Annotated in this window: 21 protein-coding genes; 6 read left to right on the top strand and 15 right to left on the bottom strand. The window is 68.0% G+C overall.

Annotation, left to right across the window (positions count from 1 at the left end):
• Positions 1-108: 108 nt before the first annotated feature.
• From Q4F19_RS14870 to coxB, 13 genes are all read right to left on the bottom strand, one after another.
• Complete coding sequence (locus Q4F19_RS14870; protein WP_303543933.1) at positions 109-1,338, bottom strand: M16 family metallopeptidase; 1,230 nt, start codon at positions 1,336-1,338, stop codon at positions 109-111.
• A complete protein-coding gene (gene thrC, locus Q4F19_RS14865) occupies positions 1,335-2,744 on the bottom strand; it encodes a threonine synthase (RefSeq protein ID WP_303543930.1) in 1,410 nt (469 codons plus the stop codon). The genes Q4F19_RS14870 and thrC overlap by 4 nt, the downstream gene beginning before the upstream one ends.
• Positions 2,745-2,897: 153 nt before the next feature.
• Entirely contained in the window at positions 2,898-3,515 is a 618-nt protein-coding gene (locus Q4F19_RS14860) for an SURF1 family protein (RefSeq protein WP_303543928.1), read from the bottom strand.
• Entirely contained in the window at positions 3,512-3,874 is a 363-nt protein-coding gene (locus Q4F19_RS14855) for a DUF983 domain-containing protein (RefSeq protein WP_303543925.1), read from the bottom strand. Before Q4F19_RS14855 ends, Q4F19_RS14860 begins: the two co-directional genes overlap by 4 nt.
• A gap of 10 nt (positions 3,875-3,884) precedes the next feature.
• On the bottom strand, positions 3,885-4,421 hold the full coding sequence (locus Q4F19_RS14850) for a DUF3291 domain-containing protein (RefSeq protein ID WP_303543924.1): 537 nt from the start codon (positions 4,419-4,421) through the stop codon (positions 3,885-3,887).
• 4 nt (positions 4,422-4,425) lie between these two features.
• The gene (locus Q4F19_RS14845) at positions 4,426-5,247 is read right to left on the bottom strand and encodes a cytochrome c oxidase subunit 3 (protein WP_303543922.1); all 822 of its coding nucleotides are present in this window, start codon (positions 5,245-5,247) and stop codon (positions 4,426-4,428) included.
• Between the two features lie 36 nt (positions 5,248-5,283).
• Positions 5,284-5,850, bottom strand: a complete 567-nt coding sequence (locus tag Q4F19_RS14840) for a cytochrome c oxidase assembly protein (protein ID WP_303543918.1) — start codon at positions 5,848-5,850, stop codon at positions 5,284-5,286.
• Positions 5,850-5,972 (bottom strand): hypothetical protein, encoded by a 123-nt coding sequence (locus Q4F19_RS14835; RefSeq protein WP_303543915.1) that lies wholly within the window; start codon positions 5,970-5,972, stop codon positions 5,850-5,852. The genes Q4F19_RS14840 and Q4F19_RS14835 overlap by 1 nt, the downstream gene beginning before the upstream one ends.
• On the bottom strand, positions 5,969-6,880 hold the full coding sequence (locus tag Q4F19_RS14830) for a heme o synthase (RefSeq protein WP_303543911.1): 912 nt from the start codon (positions 6,878-6,880) through the stop codon (positions 5,969-5,971). Before Q4F19_RS14830 ends, Q4F19_RS14835 begins: the two co-directional genes overlap by 4 nt.
• Positions 6,881-7,105: 225 nt before the next feature.
• The gene (locus Q4F19_RS14825) at positions 7,106-8,641 is read right to left on the bottom strand and encodes a methyl-accepting chemotaxis protein (protein WP_303543908.1); all 1,536 of its coding nucleotides are present in this window, start codon (positions 8,639-8,641) and stop codon (positions 7,106-7,108) included.
• 14 nt (positions 8,642-8,655) lie between these two features.
• Complete coding sequence (locus tag Q4F19_RS14820) at positions 8,656-8,961, bottom strand: hypothetical protein (RefSeq protein ID WP_303543905.1); 306 nt, start codon at positions 8,959-8,961, stop codon at positions 8,656-8,658.
• Positions 8,962-9,107: 146 nt separating this feature from the next.
• A complete protein-coding gene (gene ctaD, locus Q4F19_RS14815) occupies positions 9,108-10,787 on the bottom strand; it encodes a cytochrome c oxidase subunit I (protein ID WP_303543902.1) in 1,680 nt (559 codons plus the stop codon).
• Positions 10,788-10,797: 10 nt separating this feature from the next.
• Positions 10,798-11,892, bottom strand: coding sequence for a cytochrome c oxidase subunit II (gene coxB, locus Q4F19_RS14810; protein ID WP_303544397.1), 1,095 nt, complete (start codon positions 11,890-11,892; stop codon positions 10,798-10,800).
• A 194-nt stretch (positions 11,893-12,086) separates the two neighbouring features.
• On the opposite strand from coxB, the gene pyrE reads away from it, so the two are divergent.
• The 5 genes from pyrE (at position 12,087) to Q4F19_RS14785 (ending at position 15,936) form a co-directional block, all read left to right on the top strand.
• Positions 12,087-12,671: an orotate phosphoribosyltransferase gene (pyrE, locus tag Q4F19_RS14805; RefSeq protein WP_303543899.1), complete on the top strand. Its 585-nt coding sequence runs from the start codon at positions 12,087-12,089 to the stop codon at positions 12,669-12,671.
• Positions 12,668-13,396: a pyridoxine 5'-phosphate synthase gene (locus Q4F19_RS14800; protein WP_303543896.1), complete on the top strand. Its 729-nt coding sequence runs from the start codon at positions 12,668-12,670 to the stop codon at positions 13,394-13,396. Before pyrE ends, Q4F19_RS14800 begins: the two co-directional genes overlap by 4 nt.
• A gap of 148 nt (positions 13,397-13,544) precedes the next feature.
• The gene (gene acpS, locus Q4F19_RS14795; RefSeq protein ID WP_303543894.1) at positions 13,545-13,946 is read left to right on the top strand and encodes a holo-ACP synthase; all 402 of its coding nucleotides are present in this window, start codon (positions 13,545-13,547) and stop codon (positions 13,944-13,946) included.
• A 32-nt stretch (positions 13,947-13,978) separates the two neighbouring features.
• A complete protein-coding gene (gene lepB / locus Q4F19_RS14790) occupies positions 13,979-14,866 on the top strand; it encodes a signal peptidase I (protein WP_431312408.1) in 888 nt (295 codons plus the stop codon).
• The gene (locus tag Q4F19_RS14785; protein ID WP_303543892.1) at positions 14,863-15,936 is read left to right on the top strand and encodes an AI-2E family transporter; all 1,074 of its coding nucleotides are present in this window, start codon (positions 14,863-14,865) and stop codon (positions 15,934-15,936) included. Before lepB ends, Q4F19_RS14785 begins: the two co-directional genes overlap by 4 nt.
• 205 nt (positions 15,937-16,141) lie before the next feature.
• Here Q4F19_RS14785 and Q4F19_RS14780 read toward each other — a convergent pair whose 3' ends face one another.
• Together Q4F19_RS14780 and rpsU are read right to left on the bottom strand one after the other, a co-directional pair.
• Positions 16,142-16,744 (bottom strand): FKBP-type peptidyl-prolyl cis-trans isomerase, encoded by a 603-nt coding sequence (locus Q4F19_RS14780; RefSeq protein ID WP_303543889.1) that lies wholly within the window; start codon positions 16,742-16,744, stop codon positions 16,142-16,144.
• A 6-nt stretch (positions 16,745-16,750) separates the two neighbouring features.
• Complete coding sequence (rpsU, locus tag Q4F19_RS14775) at positions 16,751-16,957, bottom strand: 30S ribosomal protein S21 (protein ID WP_171742965.1); 207 nt, start codon at positions 16,955-16,957, stop codon at positions 16,751-16,753.
• A gap of 191 nt (positions 16,958-17,148) precedes the next feature.
• On the opposite strand from rpsU, the gene Q4F19_RS14770 reads away from it, so the two are divergent.
• Positions 17,149-17,697 carry a (2Fe-2S)-binding protein gene (locus Q4F19_RS14770; RefSeq protein WP_303543863.1) on the top strand — a complete coding sequence of 183 codons (549 nt, stop codon included), beginning with the start codon at positions 17,149-17,151 and terminating at the stop codon, positions 17,695-17,697.
• Positions 17,698-17,814 lie beyond the last annotated feature (117 nt).

The following is a 17,814-nucleotide window of genomic DNA, read 5'->3' as shown; positions in this document are numbered from 1 at the left end:
CCGCAGGGGGTGGAGGGGGATTTCGGCGAAGCGCAACGAGGATGGAGAGCCCCCTCCCCCATGCTGCGCATGGTCCCCCTCCCCGTACCGGGGAGGATCCCAAAGTGCTCACGCCGCCTTCGCCAGCTTGCCGCCGACCGTGGCCAGCGCCTCGCCGCCCGCCAACGCCGCCTGCCCCGCCGCGCGCGCTTGGGCGACGGTGACCGCCTCCAGCTGCGCGACGCTCTCGGCCGGCGGCACGATCCGGCCGTGGATCTGGATCTGGCGGGCGAGATGGTCGGCGCGGGTGGCGACCGATTCGAGGCCCATCAGCAGCCCGGCCTTCGCCTGCGCGCGCGCGCGATCGAGCTCGGCCTGATCGAGCGTCTCGGCGGTGCGGGCGAGCACCTCGCGCGTCAGCGCGAGAGCGCGCGCGGCATCGCGGCGGCCGGCGGCGCAATAGACGCCGAACAGGCCGGTCTCGGCATAAGCATGCGCCCAGGCGTAGATCGAATAAGCGAGGCCGCGCTCCTCGCGCACCTCCTGGAACAGGCGCGACGACATGCCCCCGCCCGCCGCGCTCGCGAAGAGCGAGAGCGCGTGGAGCGCATCGTCATGGAGGCCGACGCCGCGATAGCCGATCGCGACATGGAGCTGATCGAAGCGGCGGACATCGTGATGCGTGCCGGTGGCGAAGGTCGCGGAGGCAGGCACGGGCGCCGCGCCGGGCGCGAGATCGCCGAAGCGCGCCTCGGCCAGCTTGAGCAATGCCTGCTCATCGACCTTGCCCGCGGCGGCGAGGACGAGGCCTTCCGGGCGGTACTGCCCATCGAGCCAGCCGCGCAGCGCGGGCGCATCGATCGCGGCGATCGTCGCCTCATGGCCCAGCACGGGCTCGCCCAGCGTCTGGCCGGCGAAGGCGGTCGCCTGGAGATGATCGAAGATGATGTCGTCGGGCGTATCGCGCGCCTCGCCCAGTTCGGCGAGAACGACGCCCTTCTCGCGCTCCAGCTCGGCGGCGTCGAAATGGGGCGCGCGGATCAGATCGGCGATGACCTCCAGCCCGAGCGCCATATCCTCGGCGAGCATCCGCGCCTGGAAGGCGGTATGGTCGCGCGTCGTCCAGGCGTTGAGCGCGCCGCCGCGATCCTCGATCACCTCGGCGATGCCGCGCGCGTTGCGGCTGCCCGCGCCCTTGAACACCATATGCTCGACCATGTGCGCGAGCCCGGCGAGACCCGCGGGCTCGGCGCGCGAGCCGGCATCGGCATAGAGACCGACCGCGACCGTCTCGACGCCGGCCATCGGCTCGACCGCGAGCGTCAGGCCGTTGGCCAGGCGGTGGAGACGCGCGCTCATGCGCCCACGGCGATGGGCACCGCGCGCTCGGCGATATAGGTTTCCACCGAATCGAGCGTGGCGGGGACCGTATCGAACCGCTCCTCGCGATCGAACAGGTCGCCGATGCGCAGCGGCAGGATCGGGCGCTGGCCGGTGCCGCGCTCGACCGCGTCGCGGAACTTGGCCGGATGCGCGGTGGCGAGCGTCACGACCGGGACGTCGGCGGGGAGATCGGCCGCATGCGCGGCGGCAAGGCCGATCGCGGTGTGCGGATCGAGCAACTGGCCCGACGTCTGCCACGCCTTGCGCATCGCCAGCGCCATGCCGTCCGGATCGATCCGCGCGCTCGCGAACAGGCCGGCCGCCTCCCCGACCATAGCCTGCGGAATGGCGAGCCGCTTGCTCTGCTCGAAGCCGTGCATCGTCCCGGCGAGCGCGATGCCGTCGCGGCCGTGGAGATCGAACAGCAGCCGCTCGAAATTCGAGCTGACCTGGATGTCCATCGACGGCGCGGCGGTGGGCGTGACCGTGCCGACCGAATAATCGCCGCTCGAAAGCGCGCGGTGGAGGATGTCGTTGACGTTGGTCGCCACTAGCAGCTTCGCGATCGGCAGCCCCATCCGCGAGGCGACATAGCCCGCGAAGACGTCGCCGAAATTGCCGGTCGGCACCGAGAAGGCGACCGGTCGACCCGGCGCGCCGAGACGGACGGCAGCGTAGAAATAATAGACGATCTGCGCCATCAGCCGCGCCCAGTTGATCGAATTGACCGCCGAGAGCTGGAAGCGGCCCGCGAAGCTCTGATGCGCGAACATCGCCTTCACCATCGCCTGCGCATCGTCGAAGCTGCCGTCGATCGCGATATTGTGGACGTTGGGCGAAAGCACCGTCGTCATCTGCCGGCGCTGGACGTCCGAGACGCGGCCCGCCGGGTGGAGCATGAAGATATCGACCTTGGCGCGGCCGGCGAGCGCGTCGATCGCGGCCGAGCCCGTATCGCCGCTCGTCGCGCCGATCACGGTCAGATGCGTATCGCGCGTCGACAGGAAGCGCTCGAACAGCAGGCCGAGCAGCTGGAGCGCGACGTCCTTGAACGCGAGCGTCGGCCCGTGGAACAGCTCGAGCAGCCAGTTGCGCTCGTCGAGCTGGACGAGCGGCGTGACCGCGGCATGATCGAAGCGGCCATAGGCCTCGACGCAGAGCGCGCGCAGCTCCTCGCGGGTCAGCGCATCGCCGACGAACGGCGCCATCACCGCGACCGCGGTGTCGGCATAAGACAGGCCGGCCATCGCGGCGATCTCGTCGGTGGAAAAGCTCGGCCACGCCGCCGGCACGTACAGGCCGCCGTCGCTGGCGAGGCCGGCAAGCGTCGCGCCCTCGAAATCGAGCGCGGGCGCGCTCCCCCTGGTGCTCACATATCGCATGGGGCGGGGTGCTTAGTGCGTGCGGGGCCGGAGGGGAAGGGCGTGGACATACTCCCCTCCCTGAAAGGGAGGGGCTGGGGGTGGGCCAGATGCGCGATCGCGCGCGGCGAGCGACCCACTCCTCGATCTCGTCCCTTCCAGGGAGGGGGACGATCAGGCTCTCCGTCTCCACAGCGCGACCCCATAGATTACGAGCGCGACGCCCGCGAACAGGAACCACTGGACCGCATAAGCGAGGTGATTGTTGGGCACGCTTGCGGGATCGGGCGGCGCGGTGGGGGCGAGGCCCGGCGCGGCGGTCTCGGCGACGATCAGGGGCGTGCGCGGCGGAAGCGTGGCGAAGAGGCGCGCGATCAGGGGCTCGCCGTCGGGGGTCCAGACGACGCGACCGCGCACCGGGCCGCCGCTCCATTGCGGTGCGGCGGTCGAGGTGGACACGCCCATGTCGACGTTGAACCCCGGCCCCTCGGCGCCGGTGCTGCACGCCGCGATATGGCTCCAGCCGGTCTCGCCCTTCGCGCCATGGCCGGCCTGCACCGTCCAGCCGATCACGCGCAGGCAGGACGCGCTCACCTCGCGAAACAGGCCCTTGTCGTCGAGCGGCTGGAGCGCGGCGAAGGCGGCGGGCGGCTGCGCGATGTTCGTCGCGTAGAGCGCGAGCGAAGCCTCCTTCTCGTGGCGGCGCTGGAGCTGCCAGACGCCGAGCGCGATCATCGTGGCGACGGCGAGGCCGACGAGGATCGTCGCGACGATGGGGATGCGGCGCGTCATTTCTCGGAGATCCGGCCTTCGCGCGCGGCGTTGCGATATTCGAGCGCGATCAAAGCGCCCTTGGCGGTGCGCAGCGATCCGATGATCAGCGCCAGCGTCACCGGCGGCCAGATCAGGACATGGACCCACCAGGACGGCGAGACGGACAGTTCGAGCGCGATCGCCGCGGCGGCGACGATCGCGCCGATGACGAGTGTCAGGAACGCAGCCGGCCCGTCGCCGACATTGAAGGCGGCGATATCGAGCCCGCAGGCAGAGCAGCGATCGACGAACTTGATCCAGCCGGTGAAGAGCGTCTTGGCGCCGCAGCGCGGACACAGGCCGCGCAGGCCCGCGTCGAGGGGAGTGGGTGCGGTCAAGACAGGGACGTCAGGCGCGGCCGATGCACCAGGGATCGGGCTTCATATCCAGGGGCAGGCCCGATTCGCCGGGCGCGGGGAAGCGCGCCTTGAAGGTGAAGGCCTTCGCGCTCGGGCCGTAGCGATCGAGCATCCACAGGCGGCTGAGCCCCTCCTCCACCGTCGGCCGGTGGCCGGCGGGGATCCACCACAAGGCCTGGTAGGCGCCTTCGAAGCGATCGAACCATTCGCGCCGGCGGCCCATGAAGGGCGTGTGCGCGCTGCGATAGACGAAGTCGAACAGGCTGTCCGCGTCCGTCCAGACCGACATGTTGACCGCGAATTGCGGATCGGGCGCGGGCTGGATCCCCGTGGCGCCTTCGCCTTCATCGTCCTGGAGACGCCAGACGAAGCCAGGCGAGGCTTCGGCCATGGCGTTGACCGCGCCGAGCGCGGCGATGAACTCCGCCACTCGGGGATCATCGGCCGGCGCGACGAGCCGACCGACATTGATCTGCGCGAGCTGGAAAGCTCGTGGGATCTGCGCGCGTTCGAACGTCGCGCTCATCCGATCAGCCGGCGTGGATCGTCGCGCCCCAGCCGCCCCAGACGTAGATCGTCACGAACAGGAACAGCCAGACGATATCGACGAAATGCCAGTACCAGGCGGCCGCCTCGAAGCCGAAATGCTGCTTCGGGGTGAAATCGCCCTTGTAGGCGCGCACGAGGTTCACGATCAGGAAGATCGTGCCGACCAGCACGTGGAAACCATGGAAGCCGGTCGCCATGAAGAAGGCCGCGCCATAGTTCAGCCCTTTGAAGGCGAACGGAGCATGCGCATATTCATAGGCCTGGATGCTCGAGAAGAGCAGGCCGAGCAGGATCGTGCACCACAGGCCCTGGATCAGCCCCTTGCGATCGCCATGCAGCAGCGCGTGATGCGCCCAGGTGACGGTCGTGCCCGAGCAGAGCAGGATCAACGTGTTGAGCAGCGGGAAGGCGAAGGGATCGACGACCTCGATGCCCTTGGGCGGCCAGACTCCGCCGACCGCATCGATCGTCGAGGGGAAGAGCGAGAAATCGAACCACGCCCAGAACCAGCCGACGAAGAACATCACCTCGGAGGCGATGAACAGGATCATGCCGTAGCGCAGGTGCAGCCCGACGACGGGCGTATGATCGCCGGCCTTGGCCTCGCGGATCACCTTGCCCCACCAGCCCGCCATGCAGGCGAGCACGCAGCCGAGCCCGGCGAAGAACACCCAGCCGCCGAATGCCGCGGCATGCATGTACATGAGCGCGCCCGCCGCCATGATCAGCGCGGAGAAGGCGCTCAGGATCGGATAGGGATCCGGTGGCAGGATATGGTAATCGTGGCTCTTCGCGCCGGCCATGTGCGGATCCCCGTTCTTGCGTCTCTATCCTCCCCCTTAGCTTGCCGCTTTCGGCGAGGCTACGGGGAAGAATGTATAGCTGAGCGTGATTTCGCTGATGTCGCGCGTGCCCGGATCGGTCGCGAACGCCGGATCGACGAAGAAGATCACCGGCATCCGCACGCGCTCATGCGCCTTCAGCGTCTGTTCGGTGAAGCAGAAGCACTGGATCTTGGTGAAATACTGGCCGGTCTGATCGGGGCTGACGTTGAACGCGGCGGTGCCCGTGATCGTATGATCGGTGTTGTTGATCGCGGTGAAGAAGGCCATCTGCCGCGCGCCGACCGCGACGCGCTTGACGCGATCATCGGGCTCGAAGCTCCAGTCCATGCCCGGCTTCACGTTCGCGTCGAAGCGGACGTTGACGATCTTGCCGATCACCTCGCCCGGCGCGACCGCGTTCAGATCCTTGCGCGCGGTGCCGTTATAGCCCGTCGCCTGGCAGAAGATCCGGTAGAGCGGCACGCTCGCGAAACCGAGCGCGAGCATCGCCGCCGCGAGCAGGACGACGCCGATCACCGTGCGGCGCTTGCCGCGCGGCACCGGATGGGCCGTCGCCGCCATCAGGACATCTTGGCGATGGAAATGGCGAAGAACAGGATGACGAGCGCGCCGAGCACGAGCGCCATGACCTTCGCGCGCGCACGCTGGCGCGCCTGATACTGCTTTTGATGTTCGGGCGTCATGCGAGCAGGATCCGATCCGCGACGAGCGCGCCGAAAATGGCGAAGAGATAGAGGATCGAATAAGCGAACATGCGCCGCTCGTCGCGCATCAGCGCCTGATCCTCGACGCGGCTGATCCCGACCCTGGCAGCGAGGCCGACGAAGACGAGCGACAGGGCGGCGGCGGAAAGGCCGTAGATCGCTCCGGTCAGCCCCAGCGGCCAGGGCGCGACCGCGCACACCGCCATCGGCACACTGTACAGGAACACCTGCATCCGCGTCGCACGATTGCCGGCGACGACGGGCATCATCGGCACGCCGGCGGCAGCGTAATCGGTGCGCACGAACAGGCCGAGCGCCCAGAAATGCGGCGGCGTCCACAGGAAGACGAGCGCGAACAGCAGGACCGGCAGCAGATCGACCTGCCCCGTCGCCGCCGCCCAGCCGATCAGCGGCGGGAAGGCGCCGGCCGCACCGCCGATGACGATATTCTGCGGCGTCCGGCGCTTGAGCCAGACCGTATAGACGAGCACGTAGAACAGGATCGAGCCGGCGAGGATCAACGCCGAGAGCAGATTGACCGCAAGCCCCATCAGCAGCACCGAGAAGGTGCCGAGACCGACCCCGAAGTGCAGCGCGGCCTGGCGATCCATGCGCCCGGCGGGCAAGGGCCGGCCGGCGGTACGCTTCATCACCGCATCCAGATCCGCCTCATACCATTGGTTGAGCGCGCCCGAGGCGCCCGCACCGAGCGCGATGCACAGGATCGCGGTGAAGCCGATCACGGGATGGACGTGGACGGGCGCCGCCAGCATCGCGCACAGGCCTGTGAACACCACCAGCGACATCACGCGCGGCTTGGTCAGCGCGAGGAAATCGCGCCAGTCGGCGGGCAGCGGATGGGTTGCGGCGAAAGCGGGAGCGGACATCGCCCGCGCCTATATAGACGCGCGGAGATTCGGGGAAGGGCGGCGCAGTTTCTCACCCGCTCGCAGGCTCATTGGAATCCCCTGCCCCGTTTGCCCTGAGCTTGTCGAAGGGCCGTACTTTTCTTGAAGCTTTCGAGAAGGACGGTGCTTCGACAGGCTCAGCACAAACGGTTTTGGAGTTAGCCCGAATTTTGCAAGGATCCCGCGTGCGGGGAAAGGAGAAGATCAGGCGGCCTTGATCTGGTCGACGAAGCGTTCGGTCGCTTCCTGCAGCGCGCGGGCGGTGCCGGAGAGGCCGGAGGCGGCGCCGGTGACCTTGGCGGAGAGCGCGGCGGTGGTTTCGGCGGCGCGCGCGGCGCCGATCGCCTCGGCGGCGATGTCGGCCGCGCTCGACGCGGTCTGGTCGGCGATCGATTCGGCGGCGAGCGCGGTCAGACCGTGACGCTCCACATCCTCGCTGATCGCCTCGGCGGTGCGCGAGAGCTGCGCGATCATGCCCTCGATCGCGCCGAGCGCCTCGTTGACCTCCTCGGCGCCGCTGTCGATCGCCGACGCCAGCGCCTGGATCTCGGACGACGCGCCACCGGCCTGGCGGGCGAGCGCCTTCACTTCCTGCGCGACGACCGCGAAGCCGCGCCCGGCGTCTCCGGCATGCGCGGCCTCGATCGTGGCGTTGAGCGCGAGCAGATTGGTGCGGCGCGCGATCTGCTGGATGGATTGGACGAAGCCGCCGATCGTGGCGCTGTGATCGGCGAGACCCGCGACCGTGTGGTGGCTCGAGGCGGAAGCGGCGCGCGCCTCGCCGCCGAGCCGCGCCTGCTCGCTCACGCGGCCGGAGATCGCGGAAACCGATCCGGCGAGATCGCGGACCCGGGTGGCGAGCTGGCGCGCATCGTCCAGCGAGCGGCGCGCGGTGCGCGCCATCGCCTCGCTGTCGCGCGTCGCCGATTGGGCGATGCCGTCGAGCGACCGCGCCGACGAATCCAGATCCGAGGAGGCGACGCCGACCGAGCGGACCGCATCGAGCACCGAGGCCTGGAAGGCTTCGGCGAGCGCGAGCATGTCGTGACGGCGGCGTTCGCCTGCGGCCGCCTCGGCGGCGTGGCGGCGGTGGCGCTCGTCGGAGGCCGCCTGCTCGGCGGCCTGCGCCTTCAGCATCGCGGCGTGCAGCTGGTCGCGCGCGCTGATCGCCTCGGCGGCGAGCCGCTCGCTTTCGTCGCGCTGGGCGATCTGGCGCGTCATCCGCAGGCGGAGCTGCTGGACGACATAGACGAGGAAGCCGGACTCGAAGACCACGGCGCCGGCGTGGAAGGCGACGCGGCCGATATTGCCGCTGCCGATGAAGACCCAGCTCGGCGCGAAGGCGTCGAGCAGAAGATGATGGAGCGCGATGAGGATCGCGACGAGCACGATCGGCCGCCAGTCGCACAGCACGGTCAAGGCGGCGAGCGCGGCGAAAAAATACATGTGCGCGTCGACCTGCCACGCGAAGCCGCGCATCAGGAAGACGCCGAGCGCCGGATAGATGAAGGCGAGCGTGCCGGCCATCAGGCGCGTCACGCCATCATGATCGCCGCGCAGCGCGGCGCGGGTCGGCAGCAGATTGGCCACCACGCCGCAGACCAGGACGATGCCCATGTCATGCGTGCCGGCCATCCAGCCGCCGATCGCGAACAGGAGGACGAGCACCCAGGCGGCCGCGACGATCGCGCGCACGCCGGCGCGCTGCAGAGTCGCCACTTCCAGCGGAACGTCGAGCACCGGAATCAAAGGTCTCACTGGCCGCAGCCCGCGGCGGGCGCGGCAAGCAGGGCGACGCCGTGGCGGACCAGCGCGCCGAGCAGAGCCGCGCGATCGCCGTCGACGACGAGCGAGCCGGGCAAGGGCCCGGAGCCGACGAGCGAGGCACCGCGATCGATCGCCATCGCGACCATGCCGTGCGCCGCCTCCGCCGAAAGCGGCACGAGCATCATCCGCCCGCTTGCCGGAGGTGCGGCGGCGGTGACGCCGACGATGCTGACGATCGCCAGCAGCTGGATCAGCAAAGCGGACGCACGCGGACGGGAAAGTCGATCGGCCATGCCGGGCGATATACGGCGCGAGTGGTTACCCAGGCGTAAACCGAGAGCCTGCGACCCTCATCCATTGGTCGAATCCACGGTCGCCCGGGCGCATGAAAAAGGCCCCCGAATTTCTCCGGAGGCCCTTATCGGTATCGCATCGCCGATCAGTCGATCCGGGGAAGCTGCTCGAACTGGTGGTAAGGCGGCGGGCTGGAGAGCGTCCATTCCAGCGTCGTCGCGCCCTCGCCCCACGGGCTGTCCCCGGCCTTCTTGCCGGCGGCGAGGCTCCACAGCACGTTGACGAAGAAGATGATCATGCTGCCGGCCATGATCTCGTAGCCGTGGCTCGCCAGCGCATTCCACTTCGCAAAGGCATCCGGATAATCGGGGTAACGGCGCGGCATTCCCTGCATGCCGAGGAAATGCATCGGGAAGAACAGGACGTTCACGCCGACGAAGAAGATCCAGAAGTGCAGCTGGCCGAGCAGCTCGTTATACATCTTGCCGCTCATCTTCGGGAACCAGTAATAGAAACCGGCGAAGAGCGAGAAGACGGCACCGAGCGACAGCACGTAGTGGAAGTGCGCGACGACGTAATAACCGTCCTGGAAATAATTATCGATGCCGCCATTGGCGAGCAGCACGCCGGTCACGCCGCCGACGGTGAACATGAAGATGAAGCCCATCGCCCACAGCATCGGCGTCTTGAAGGAGAGCGAGCCCTCCCACATCGTCGCGATCCAGGAGAAGATCTTGATGCCGGTCGGCACCGCGATCACCATCGTCGCCGCGGTGAAATACATCTTCGTGTTCACGCTGAGGCCGGTCGTGTACATGTGGTGCGCCCACACGATGAAGCCGACCACGCCGATCGCGACCATCGCATAGGCCATGCCGAGATAGCCGAAGATCGGCTTGCGGCTGAACGTCGAGATGACGTGGCTGACGATGCCGAAGCCCGGCAGGATCATGATGTACACTTCGGGGTGACCGAAGAACCAGAACAGATGCTGATAGAGCACCGGATCGCCGCCGCCCGACGCATCGAAGAAGGTCGTGCCGAAATTGCGATCGGTCAGCAGCATCGTGATCGCCGCGGCGAGGACGGGCAGCGACAGCAGCAGCAGGAAGGCGGTGACCAGCACCGACCAGGCGAAGAGCGGCATCTTGTGCAGCGTCATGCCCGGCGCGCGCATGTTGAGGATCGTCGTGATGAAATTGATCGCGCCGAGGATCGACGAGGCGCCGGCCAGGTGGAGCGACAGGATCGCCATGTCGACCGCGGGCCCCGCGGACCCGCTCGTCGAGAGCGGCGCATAGACCGTCCAGCCCGTGCCCGCGCCCGGCCCCGTGCCGCCCGAGACGAAGCTCGAGCCCAGCAGCAGGATGAAGGACGGGATCAGCAGCCAGAACGAGATGTTGTTCATGCGCGGGAAGGCCATGTCCGGCGCGCCGATCATGATCGGCACGAACCAGTTGCCGAAGCCGCCGATCATTGCCGGCATGACCATGAAGAAGACCATGATCAGGCCGTGCGCGGTGATGAGCACGTTCCAGTGGTGGAGCGCCTCGTCCATCGTCGCGACGCTGCCCACGCCCAGGGGCCAGGCCATCGTCAGGATCTGGATGCCGGGCTTGGCGAGCTCGGCGCGCATGATGCCCGAAATGCCGCCGCCGATGATCCCCGCGATGATCGCGAAGATCAGATACAGCGTGCCGATGTCCTTGTGGTTCGTCGACATGAACCAGCGCGCGAAGAAAGGCGGCTTGTGATCGGCATCGTGATGATGCTCGTGGCCGTCTTCAGCGTGAAAGTGGCTCGGATGGGCGGCGATGTCGGTCATGCGTGGAGCCTCAGTTCTGCGCGGTGGCAGGCTGTGAAGTCGGGGCGGGCGCGGCGGTCGTCACATTTTCGGTCGGGCCGGTGGCAGCCGTGGGGACCGGCTCGGCCGCAGCGGCGGTCGCCGGCGAGGCCGGGCTCGTCGCGTCCGGATTGGCCGCGGGCTTGGCGCCCGGCATCGTGCCGCCCTTGGAGGCGACCCACTGCGCATATTGCGCCTTGCTGACGACCTCGATCGCGATCGGCATGTAAGCGTGGCGCGCGCCGCACAGCTCGGAGCATTGGCCGAAATAGACGCCGGGGCGATCGACCTTGAACCAGGTCTCGTTGAGGCGGCCCGGGATCGCGTCCATCTTCACCCAGAAAGCCGGCATCGCGAAGCTATGGATGACGTCGGCGCCGGTGGTGATGATCTTCACGACCGCGCCGGCGGGAACGACCATGCGCTCGTCGACGGCAAGCAGACGGGGACCATCGGCATCGGTGCGGAAGCGCTCGCCCGGCTTAACCTGGTCCTTTTCCTTCAGCATGTTCGAGACGACTTCGAAATCGCCATTGTCCGGATATTGATAGGTCCAATACCACTGGTTGCCGATCGCCTTGATCGTGAGATCCGCCTTGGGCGGATTATATTGATGCGCGAGCAGCCGGATCGAGGGCACCGCGATCGCGACCAGCACGAGCACCGGGAACAGCGTCCAGATGATCTCGATGATCGTGTTGTGCGAGGTGCGCGACGGCGTGGGGTTCGCAGCCGAACGATAGCGCACGACGACCCAAAGAAGCAGGATCAGCACGAAGATCGACATGATGAACATCATCGGGACGAGGATGTAATCATGGAAGCGCACTGCTTCCTCGCCGATCGGCGTCATCTGCGGCTGGAGGTTGATCGATTCGGTGGGCTGGCCGATGCCGGGCGTCGGCGCGACATGGACGATGTCCGGCGCCTTGGCCGCCGCGGCGGGGGTGGAAACGGGCGCGGGCGCGGTCGACGTCTCGGCGACGGCGGGCACGGCGGCGGCAGGCGCCTGGGCGAGCGACGGGACGGCATCGAGGCCGGCCACCATGGCGAGCAAGGGCAGGATCAAGGCCCGGATGGTCTTCAGCACTCTGGTCGTTCCCCCCGTGGCGCCAAGGCGAGGCGGCGAAACCGAAGTTTCGTGCAGGCCATGCGGCCCACGCGGCTCCGGCCGGTCGGCCTCGTCTCAACACGTGTTAGAGGTGAAATGCAAGCTGTTGAAGGGGGGTTAGGCTGCGTCTATCTGCCGGGCCGCCGCAGCGCGCCCTGAGGAGACCATGCATGACCGAAGACGAGGTGATCGCCGAGTTCCGCGCGGCGGATGCGCTGCTGGAGGGGCATTTCATCCTGTCCTCGGGCCTGCGCAGCCCACGCTACCTGCAATGCGCGCGCGTGCTGATGAACCCGGCGCGCGCCGCCCGCCTGGCCGACGCGCTCGCTGCACGCATCCCCGCCGAGATCCGCGACCGGCTCGACGCGGTCGTCTCGCCGGCGATGGGCGGGGTGATCGCGGGGCACGAGATGGGCCGCGCGCTGGGGCTGGACGCAATGTTCGTCGAGCGGCCGACGGGGACGTTCGAGCTGCGCCGCGGCTTCGCGCTGGCGCCGGGCGCGAAGGTGCTGATGATGGAGGATGTCGTCACCACCGGGCTTTCCTCGCGCGAGGCGATCAGGGCGATCGAGGCGGCGGGCGGCGTCGTGATCGCGGCGGCGTCCCTCGTCGATCGATCGAACGGCAAGGTCGATCTCGGCGTGCCCTTCTTCCCGCTGATCCGGCTCGACGTGCCGAGCTACGCCGCCGACGCGCTGCCGCCCGAGCTCGCCGCGATCCCGGCGATCAAGCCCGGCAGCAGGGCCGCGGCGTGACCAACAAGCTCCGCCTCGGCGTCAATATCGATCATGTCGCGACGGTGCGGAACGCGCGCGGCGGGCTGACGCCCGATCCGTTGCGCGCCGCCGAGATCGCGCAGGCGGCCGGCGCCGACGGGATCACCGCGCATCTGCGCGAGGATCGCCGCCACATCATCGACGAGGATATCGCCCGGCTGATCGGCGGGATCGCCCTGCCGCTCAATTTCGAGATGGCGGCGACCGAAGAGATGGTCGCGATCGCCCTGCGTCATCGCCCCCACGCTGCCTGCATCGTCCCCGAGCGGCGCGAGGAGGTGACGACCGAGGGCGGGCTCGACGCAGCCGGCCAGCATAATCGCCTGCAGCCGCTGATCACGCGGCTCAACGAGGCGGGCATCCGCGTGAGCCTGTTCATCGAGCCCGATCCCCGCCAGATCGAGGCGGCGATCCATTTGGGCGCACCCGTCGTCGAGTTCCATACCGGCGCTTATGCGCATGCCGAGGGCGAAGCGCAGGAGCGCGAGCTGCGCCGCTTGGCCGATGCGGCCGCGCTGGCGGCGAAGAACGGGATCGAGCCGCATGCGGGGCATGGCCTGACCTACGACAATGTCCTCCCCGTCGCGGCGATCCCGCAGCTGGCCGAGCTCAATATCGGGCACTTCCTGATCGGCGAGGCGATCTTCGTCGGCCTCGACGCGAGCGTGCGGCGGATGCGCGAACTGATGGACGCGGCGCGGTGAAGGAATGCGCCAGTTCCTCCCCGGTACGGGGAGGGGGACCGCGCGCAGCGTGGTGGAGGGGGCTCTCCACCAGCGTTGCGCTTCGCCGCACGCCCCCTCCACCAGCCTGCGGCCGGTCCCCCTCCCCGTGCCGGGGAGGAACTGAGACATGATCGTCGGGCTCGGCTCGGACCTGTGCAATATCGAGCGGATCCAGCAGTCGCTCGATCGCTTCGGCCAGCGTTTCACGCAGCGCGTCTTCACCGCTATCGAGCGGCAGAAGGCCGAGCGGCGGACGCTGACTCGCGCCGGCACCTATGCCAAACGCTTCGCCGCCAAGGAGGCCTTCTCGAAGGCGGTCGGCACCGGATTTCGCGATGGCGTGTTCATGGCCGACATCGGCGTCGTCAATCTGCCATCGGGCGCGCCTACGCTCGCGCTCACGGGCGGAGCGAAGGCGAGGCTTGACGCGTTGACCCCTGCGGGCCACGCGATCCACATTCATTTGACGCTCACCGACGACCATCCATGGGCGCAGGCGTTCGTCATCCTCGAAGCGCGGCCTCTGTAAGAGCCGGCAAGAGGCCAGGCTAAGGACTCCACTTGAGCGACACGACCCCCGATCTCGCCGCCCCGGCCCCCGTCATCAAGGCGAAGCCGGAGCCGAAGAAGACCGACTGGTGGGCCGAGCTCAAGGGCATCGTCTGGCTGGTGCTGGGCGTGCTCGCGGTGTGGAGCTTCATCGCCAAGCCCTTCTACATCCCCAGCGAATCGATGATGCCGACGCTCATCAAGGGCGATCGGCTGATCGTGACCAAATATCCCTATGGCTGGTCCTACGTCTCGCCCTCCTTCCACGTCCTGCCCTTCATGAAGGGCCGGATCTTCGGGCGGATGCCGGTGCGCGGCGACGTCGTGATCCTGAAGCCGCCGACCGAGAATAGCGATTATATCAAGCGCGTGATCGGCCTGCCGGGCGACACGATCGAGGTGAATCGCGGGATCCTCTCGCTCAACGGCACGCCGGTGAAGCGCGTCGACATGGGCGTGAAGATGCTGCCGATCGATGCGAACGTCCCCTGCAACTCGCCGCTCGAATCCGAGGCGCGCAAGACCGGGCCGGACGGCAAGGACTATTGCGAGCTGCCGATCTTCCGCGAGACGTTGCCCAACGGCGTGACCTACGACACGGTCGATTTCGGCTACCAGCCCGGCACCGGCGACGATTACGGCCCGGTCACGGTGCCCAAGGATCATGTGTTCGTGATGGGCGACAATCGCGACGAGAGCGCGGACAGCCGCTACGAGACGTGGCAGCTGGGCCTGGGCGGGCCGATCGCGTGGGAGAATCTGGGCGGGCGCGCCGATTTCATCACCTTCTCCTATGACGGCACGACGCAGATCTGGAATCCGCTGACCTGGTTCAGCGCGCTGCGCGGCGGCCGCGCAGGCATCAACCTGCATCCCACCAAAACCGCCGCGGCCAAGTGAGCGACGCGGCCGCCGCGCGCACGGAAGCCCCCGGCCCCGCCGACAATAGCGATCCGCTGACCGGGCGCGAGCTGAAGCGCGCGATCGTCTGGGTCAGCGTCGTCGTCGCGGTGCTGCTCCTGTGGTTCCTGTCGGAGCCGCTGCTGCTGATCATCGGCGGGATCGTCGTCTCGCAGATGCTGGACGGCGGCGTGCGGCTGCTCGGGCGGGTCCTGCCGATCGGACGTGGCTGGCGGCTCGCGATCGTCGCCACGCTCGTCGTCGCGGCGCTGATCGGCTTCCTGTTCTTCGCCGGCGCGCAGATCACCGCGCAGGCGCAGACGCTGCAGGCCACCATATTGGGCCAGATCCAGAGCTGGATGGGCTGGGCGCACCAGCGTGGCTTCATTCCCGCCGGATCGGGCGTCGGCCAGATCGGCCAGCAGTTGATGGGATCGTTCGGCAAGGTCACCGCCGCGCTCGGCACCGCGCTCGGCGCACTCTCCAGCATGGCGATGATCCTCGTGCTCGGCCTGTTCATCGCGATGGAGCCGCGGCTCTACGAACGCGGCATCGCCTGGATGCTGCCGATCGAGAAGCGCGCGAGCTTCTACGAGACGACCAAGGAGATGGGGCACACGCTGCGCCGGCTGATGGCGGGAAGGCTGCTCGGCATGACGGTGGAGGGCGTGTTCGTCGCGATCGCGCTGGAGATCGTCGGCGTGCCGATGGCGACCCTGCTCGGCATCCTGACCGGACTGCTCGCCTTCCTGCCCAATATCGGCGCGATCGTCTCGGGCCTGCTGATCGTGCTCGTCGGCTTCTCGGCGGGGACCGATACCGGCATCTGGGCGATCATCGTCTATGCGACGGTGCAGATGTTCGACGGCTATGTGATTGTGCCGATGGTGGCGCGGCGCTCCGTAGATCTGCCGCCGGCGTTAGTGCTAGGGTGCCAGCTCCTGTTCGGGGCTCTGTTCGGGATATTGGGCCTCGCGCTCGCCGATCCGATCGTGGCGATGATCAAGGTGCTGCTCGAGAAGAGCTCGGCGCTGAAGGCGGATGCGGCGAGCGAGACGGAGGCTGCCTAAGCATTACCGCTCATCCTGAGGAGGGACTGAGCTTGGCGAAGCATGTCCTGAGCGACGCCGCAGGCGGCGTCGAAGGGGCCCGTCTCGAAGGAGCCGCAGCGTCGCGACCGTCCTTCGAGACGCTGCTTCGACACGCTCAGCAGCTCCTCAGGATGAGCGGTTTATCGTGTCGAACTGCGTCAAGCGGGACCGTAGTCCCGCTTGCTCACATCCCCGGCTGGACCGTCGTCGGGGGCGGCGTGCCCGGCGTGCCGTCGGCATGCGGGGCGCTCATCATTTCCGCATTCTGCTGCGGCACGGCGGCGAATTCGTGCATCGTGATATCGAACACGAGCACCGAATTGGCGGGGATCGGGCCGGCCTCGCGCGCGCCATAGCCGAGCTGCGGCGGGATCCAGACGCGATATGTGCTGCCGCGGGGCATCAAGGTCAGCGCCTCGGCGAAACCGGGGACGACCTGCGCGATCTGCATCGGCACGGGCTGACCGGGCTTCGACGCATCGAACACCTGGCCGCTGGTGAGGCTGCCCTTATATTCGACGAGCGCGGCATCGGCCATCGTCGGGGTCGCGCCCTCGCCCTTCTTCAAGACTTCATATTCGAGACCGGAGGCGGTGGTCTTCACGCCCGAATGCCGGGCGTTCGCCACCAGGAACTCGGCGGGCGGCATCGCCAGCATGACCGGCGCGCGGGTCATCGCATAAGCGCCGCCGATCCCGGCGACGATCAGCAGGCCGATCCCCGCCCAGAGCGTCGTGACGCCGGCCTTGCCGACCGGGCGCAGCGGAACCGCCGTAATCTCGGACATCAGCCCTTACCGGGCCTGGTCGCGCTCGACGCGCTTGCGCTCCAGCTTGCGGGCGCGGCGGATCGCGGCGGCGCGCTCGCGCGCACGCTTCTCCGACGGCTTCTCATAATGCCGGCGCAGCTTCATCTCGCGATAGACGCCCTCGCGCTGCAGCTTCTTCTTGAGCGCGCGCAGCGCCTGATCGACATTATTGTCGCGAACGATGATCTGCATAAACCGAACGATCTCCAGTTGCCGACGCGTCCGTCGGCGCCTTGCTGAATGTTGAGCGAATCCGTGCGCGGCCAAATAGCCCCACGTCGGAAAGCGCCGCCCCTAGCAGCGTGACGGTGAGTCTTCAAGCCTTCCGGCTGGCCCGGCAAGCCGGCTTTCGGCGGAGCCGAAACTCACCCTATAAGGACTCGATGACCAGCTTCACCGTCAACGGCAATCCGGTCCACTACAAGATGGACCCCGCGACTCCCTTGCTGTGGGCGCTGCGCGACGCCTCGAATCTGACCGGCACCAAATATGGCTGCGGCGCCGGACAGTGCGGCGCCTGCACGGTGCATGTCGATGGCGTTGCCCGCCGTTCATGTCAGGTGACGATCGGCGCGATCGAAGGCAGCTTCGTCACGACGATCGAGGGGCTGACGAGCGACCGCAGCCATCCCGTCCAGCAGGCGTGGGTCGCAGCCCAGGTCCCGCAGTGCGGCTATTGCCAGTCGGGGATGATCATGGCGGCGGCGGCCCTGCTCGCCAAGACGCCGAGCCCGACCGACGACCAGATCGACGAATCGATCACCAACCTCTGTCGCTGCGGCACCTACCCGCGCATCCGCGCCGCGATCCGCCGGGCAGGAGAGATGGCGGCAGGCGGCGAGCCGATCGCCGCGGCGCCCCCGCCGAAGATAGATCCGGCCGATGCCGCCGCGGCGGTTCCGGCGCTTTCACCGGGCCCGCGCCCACGCTGATTTCGGTCGGAAAGACGCGAGCCGCGAAGCTTTCTGGCCCGTTCATGAACCTGTCTGCACGCTGACGGACGGATTCAGCAACCGCTCACGGCGACTCGCCCAAACCATCTCCCAAGC

It is taken from the genome of Sphingomonas natans (genome assembly GCF_030546695.1).
Classification (GTDB): domain Bacteria; phylum Pseudomonadota; class Alphaproteobacteria; order Sphingomonadales; family Sphingomonadaceae; genus Sphingomonas_I; species Sphingomonas_I natans.
This window is presented reverse-complemented; position numbering and strand designations above follow the sequence as displayed.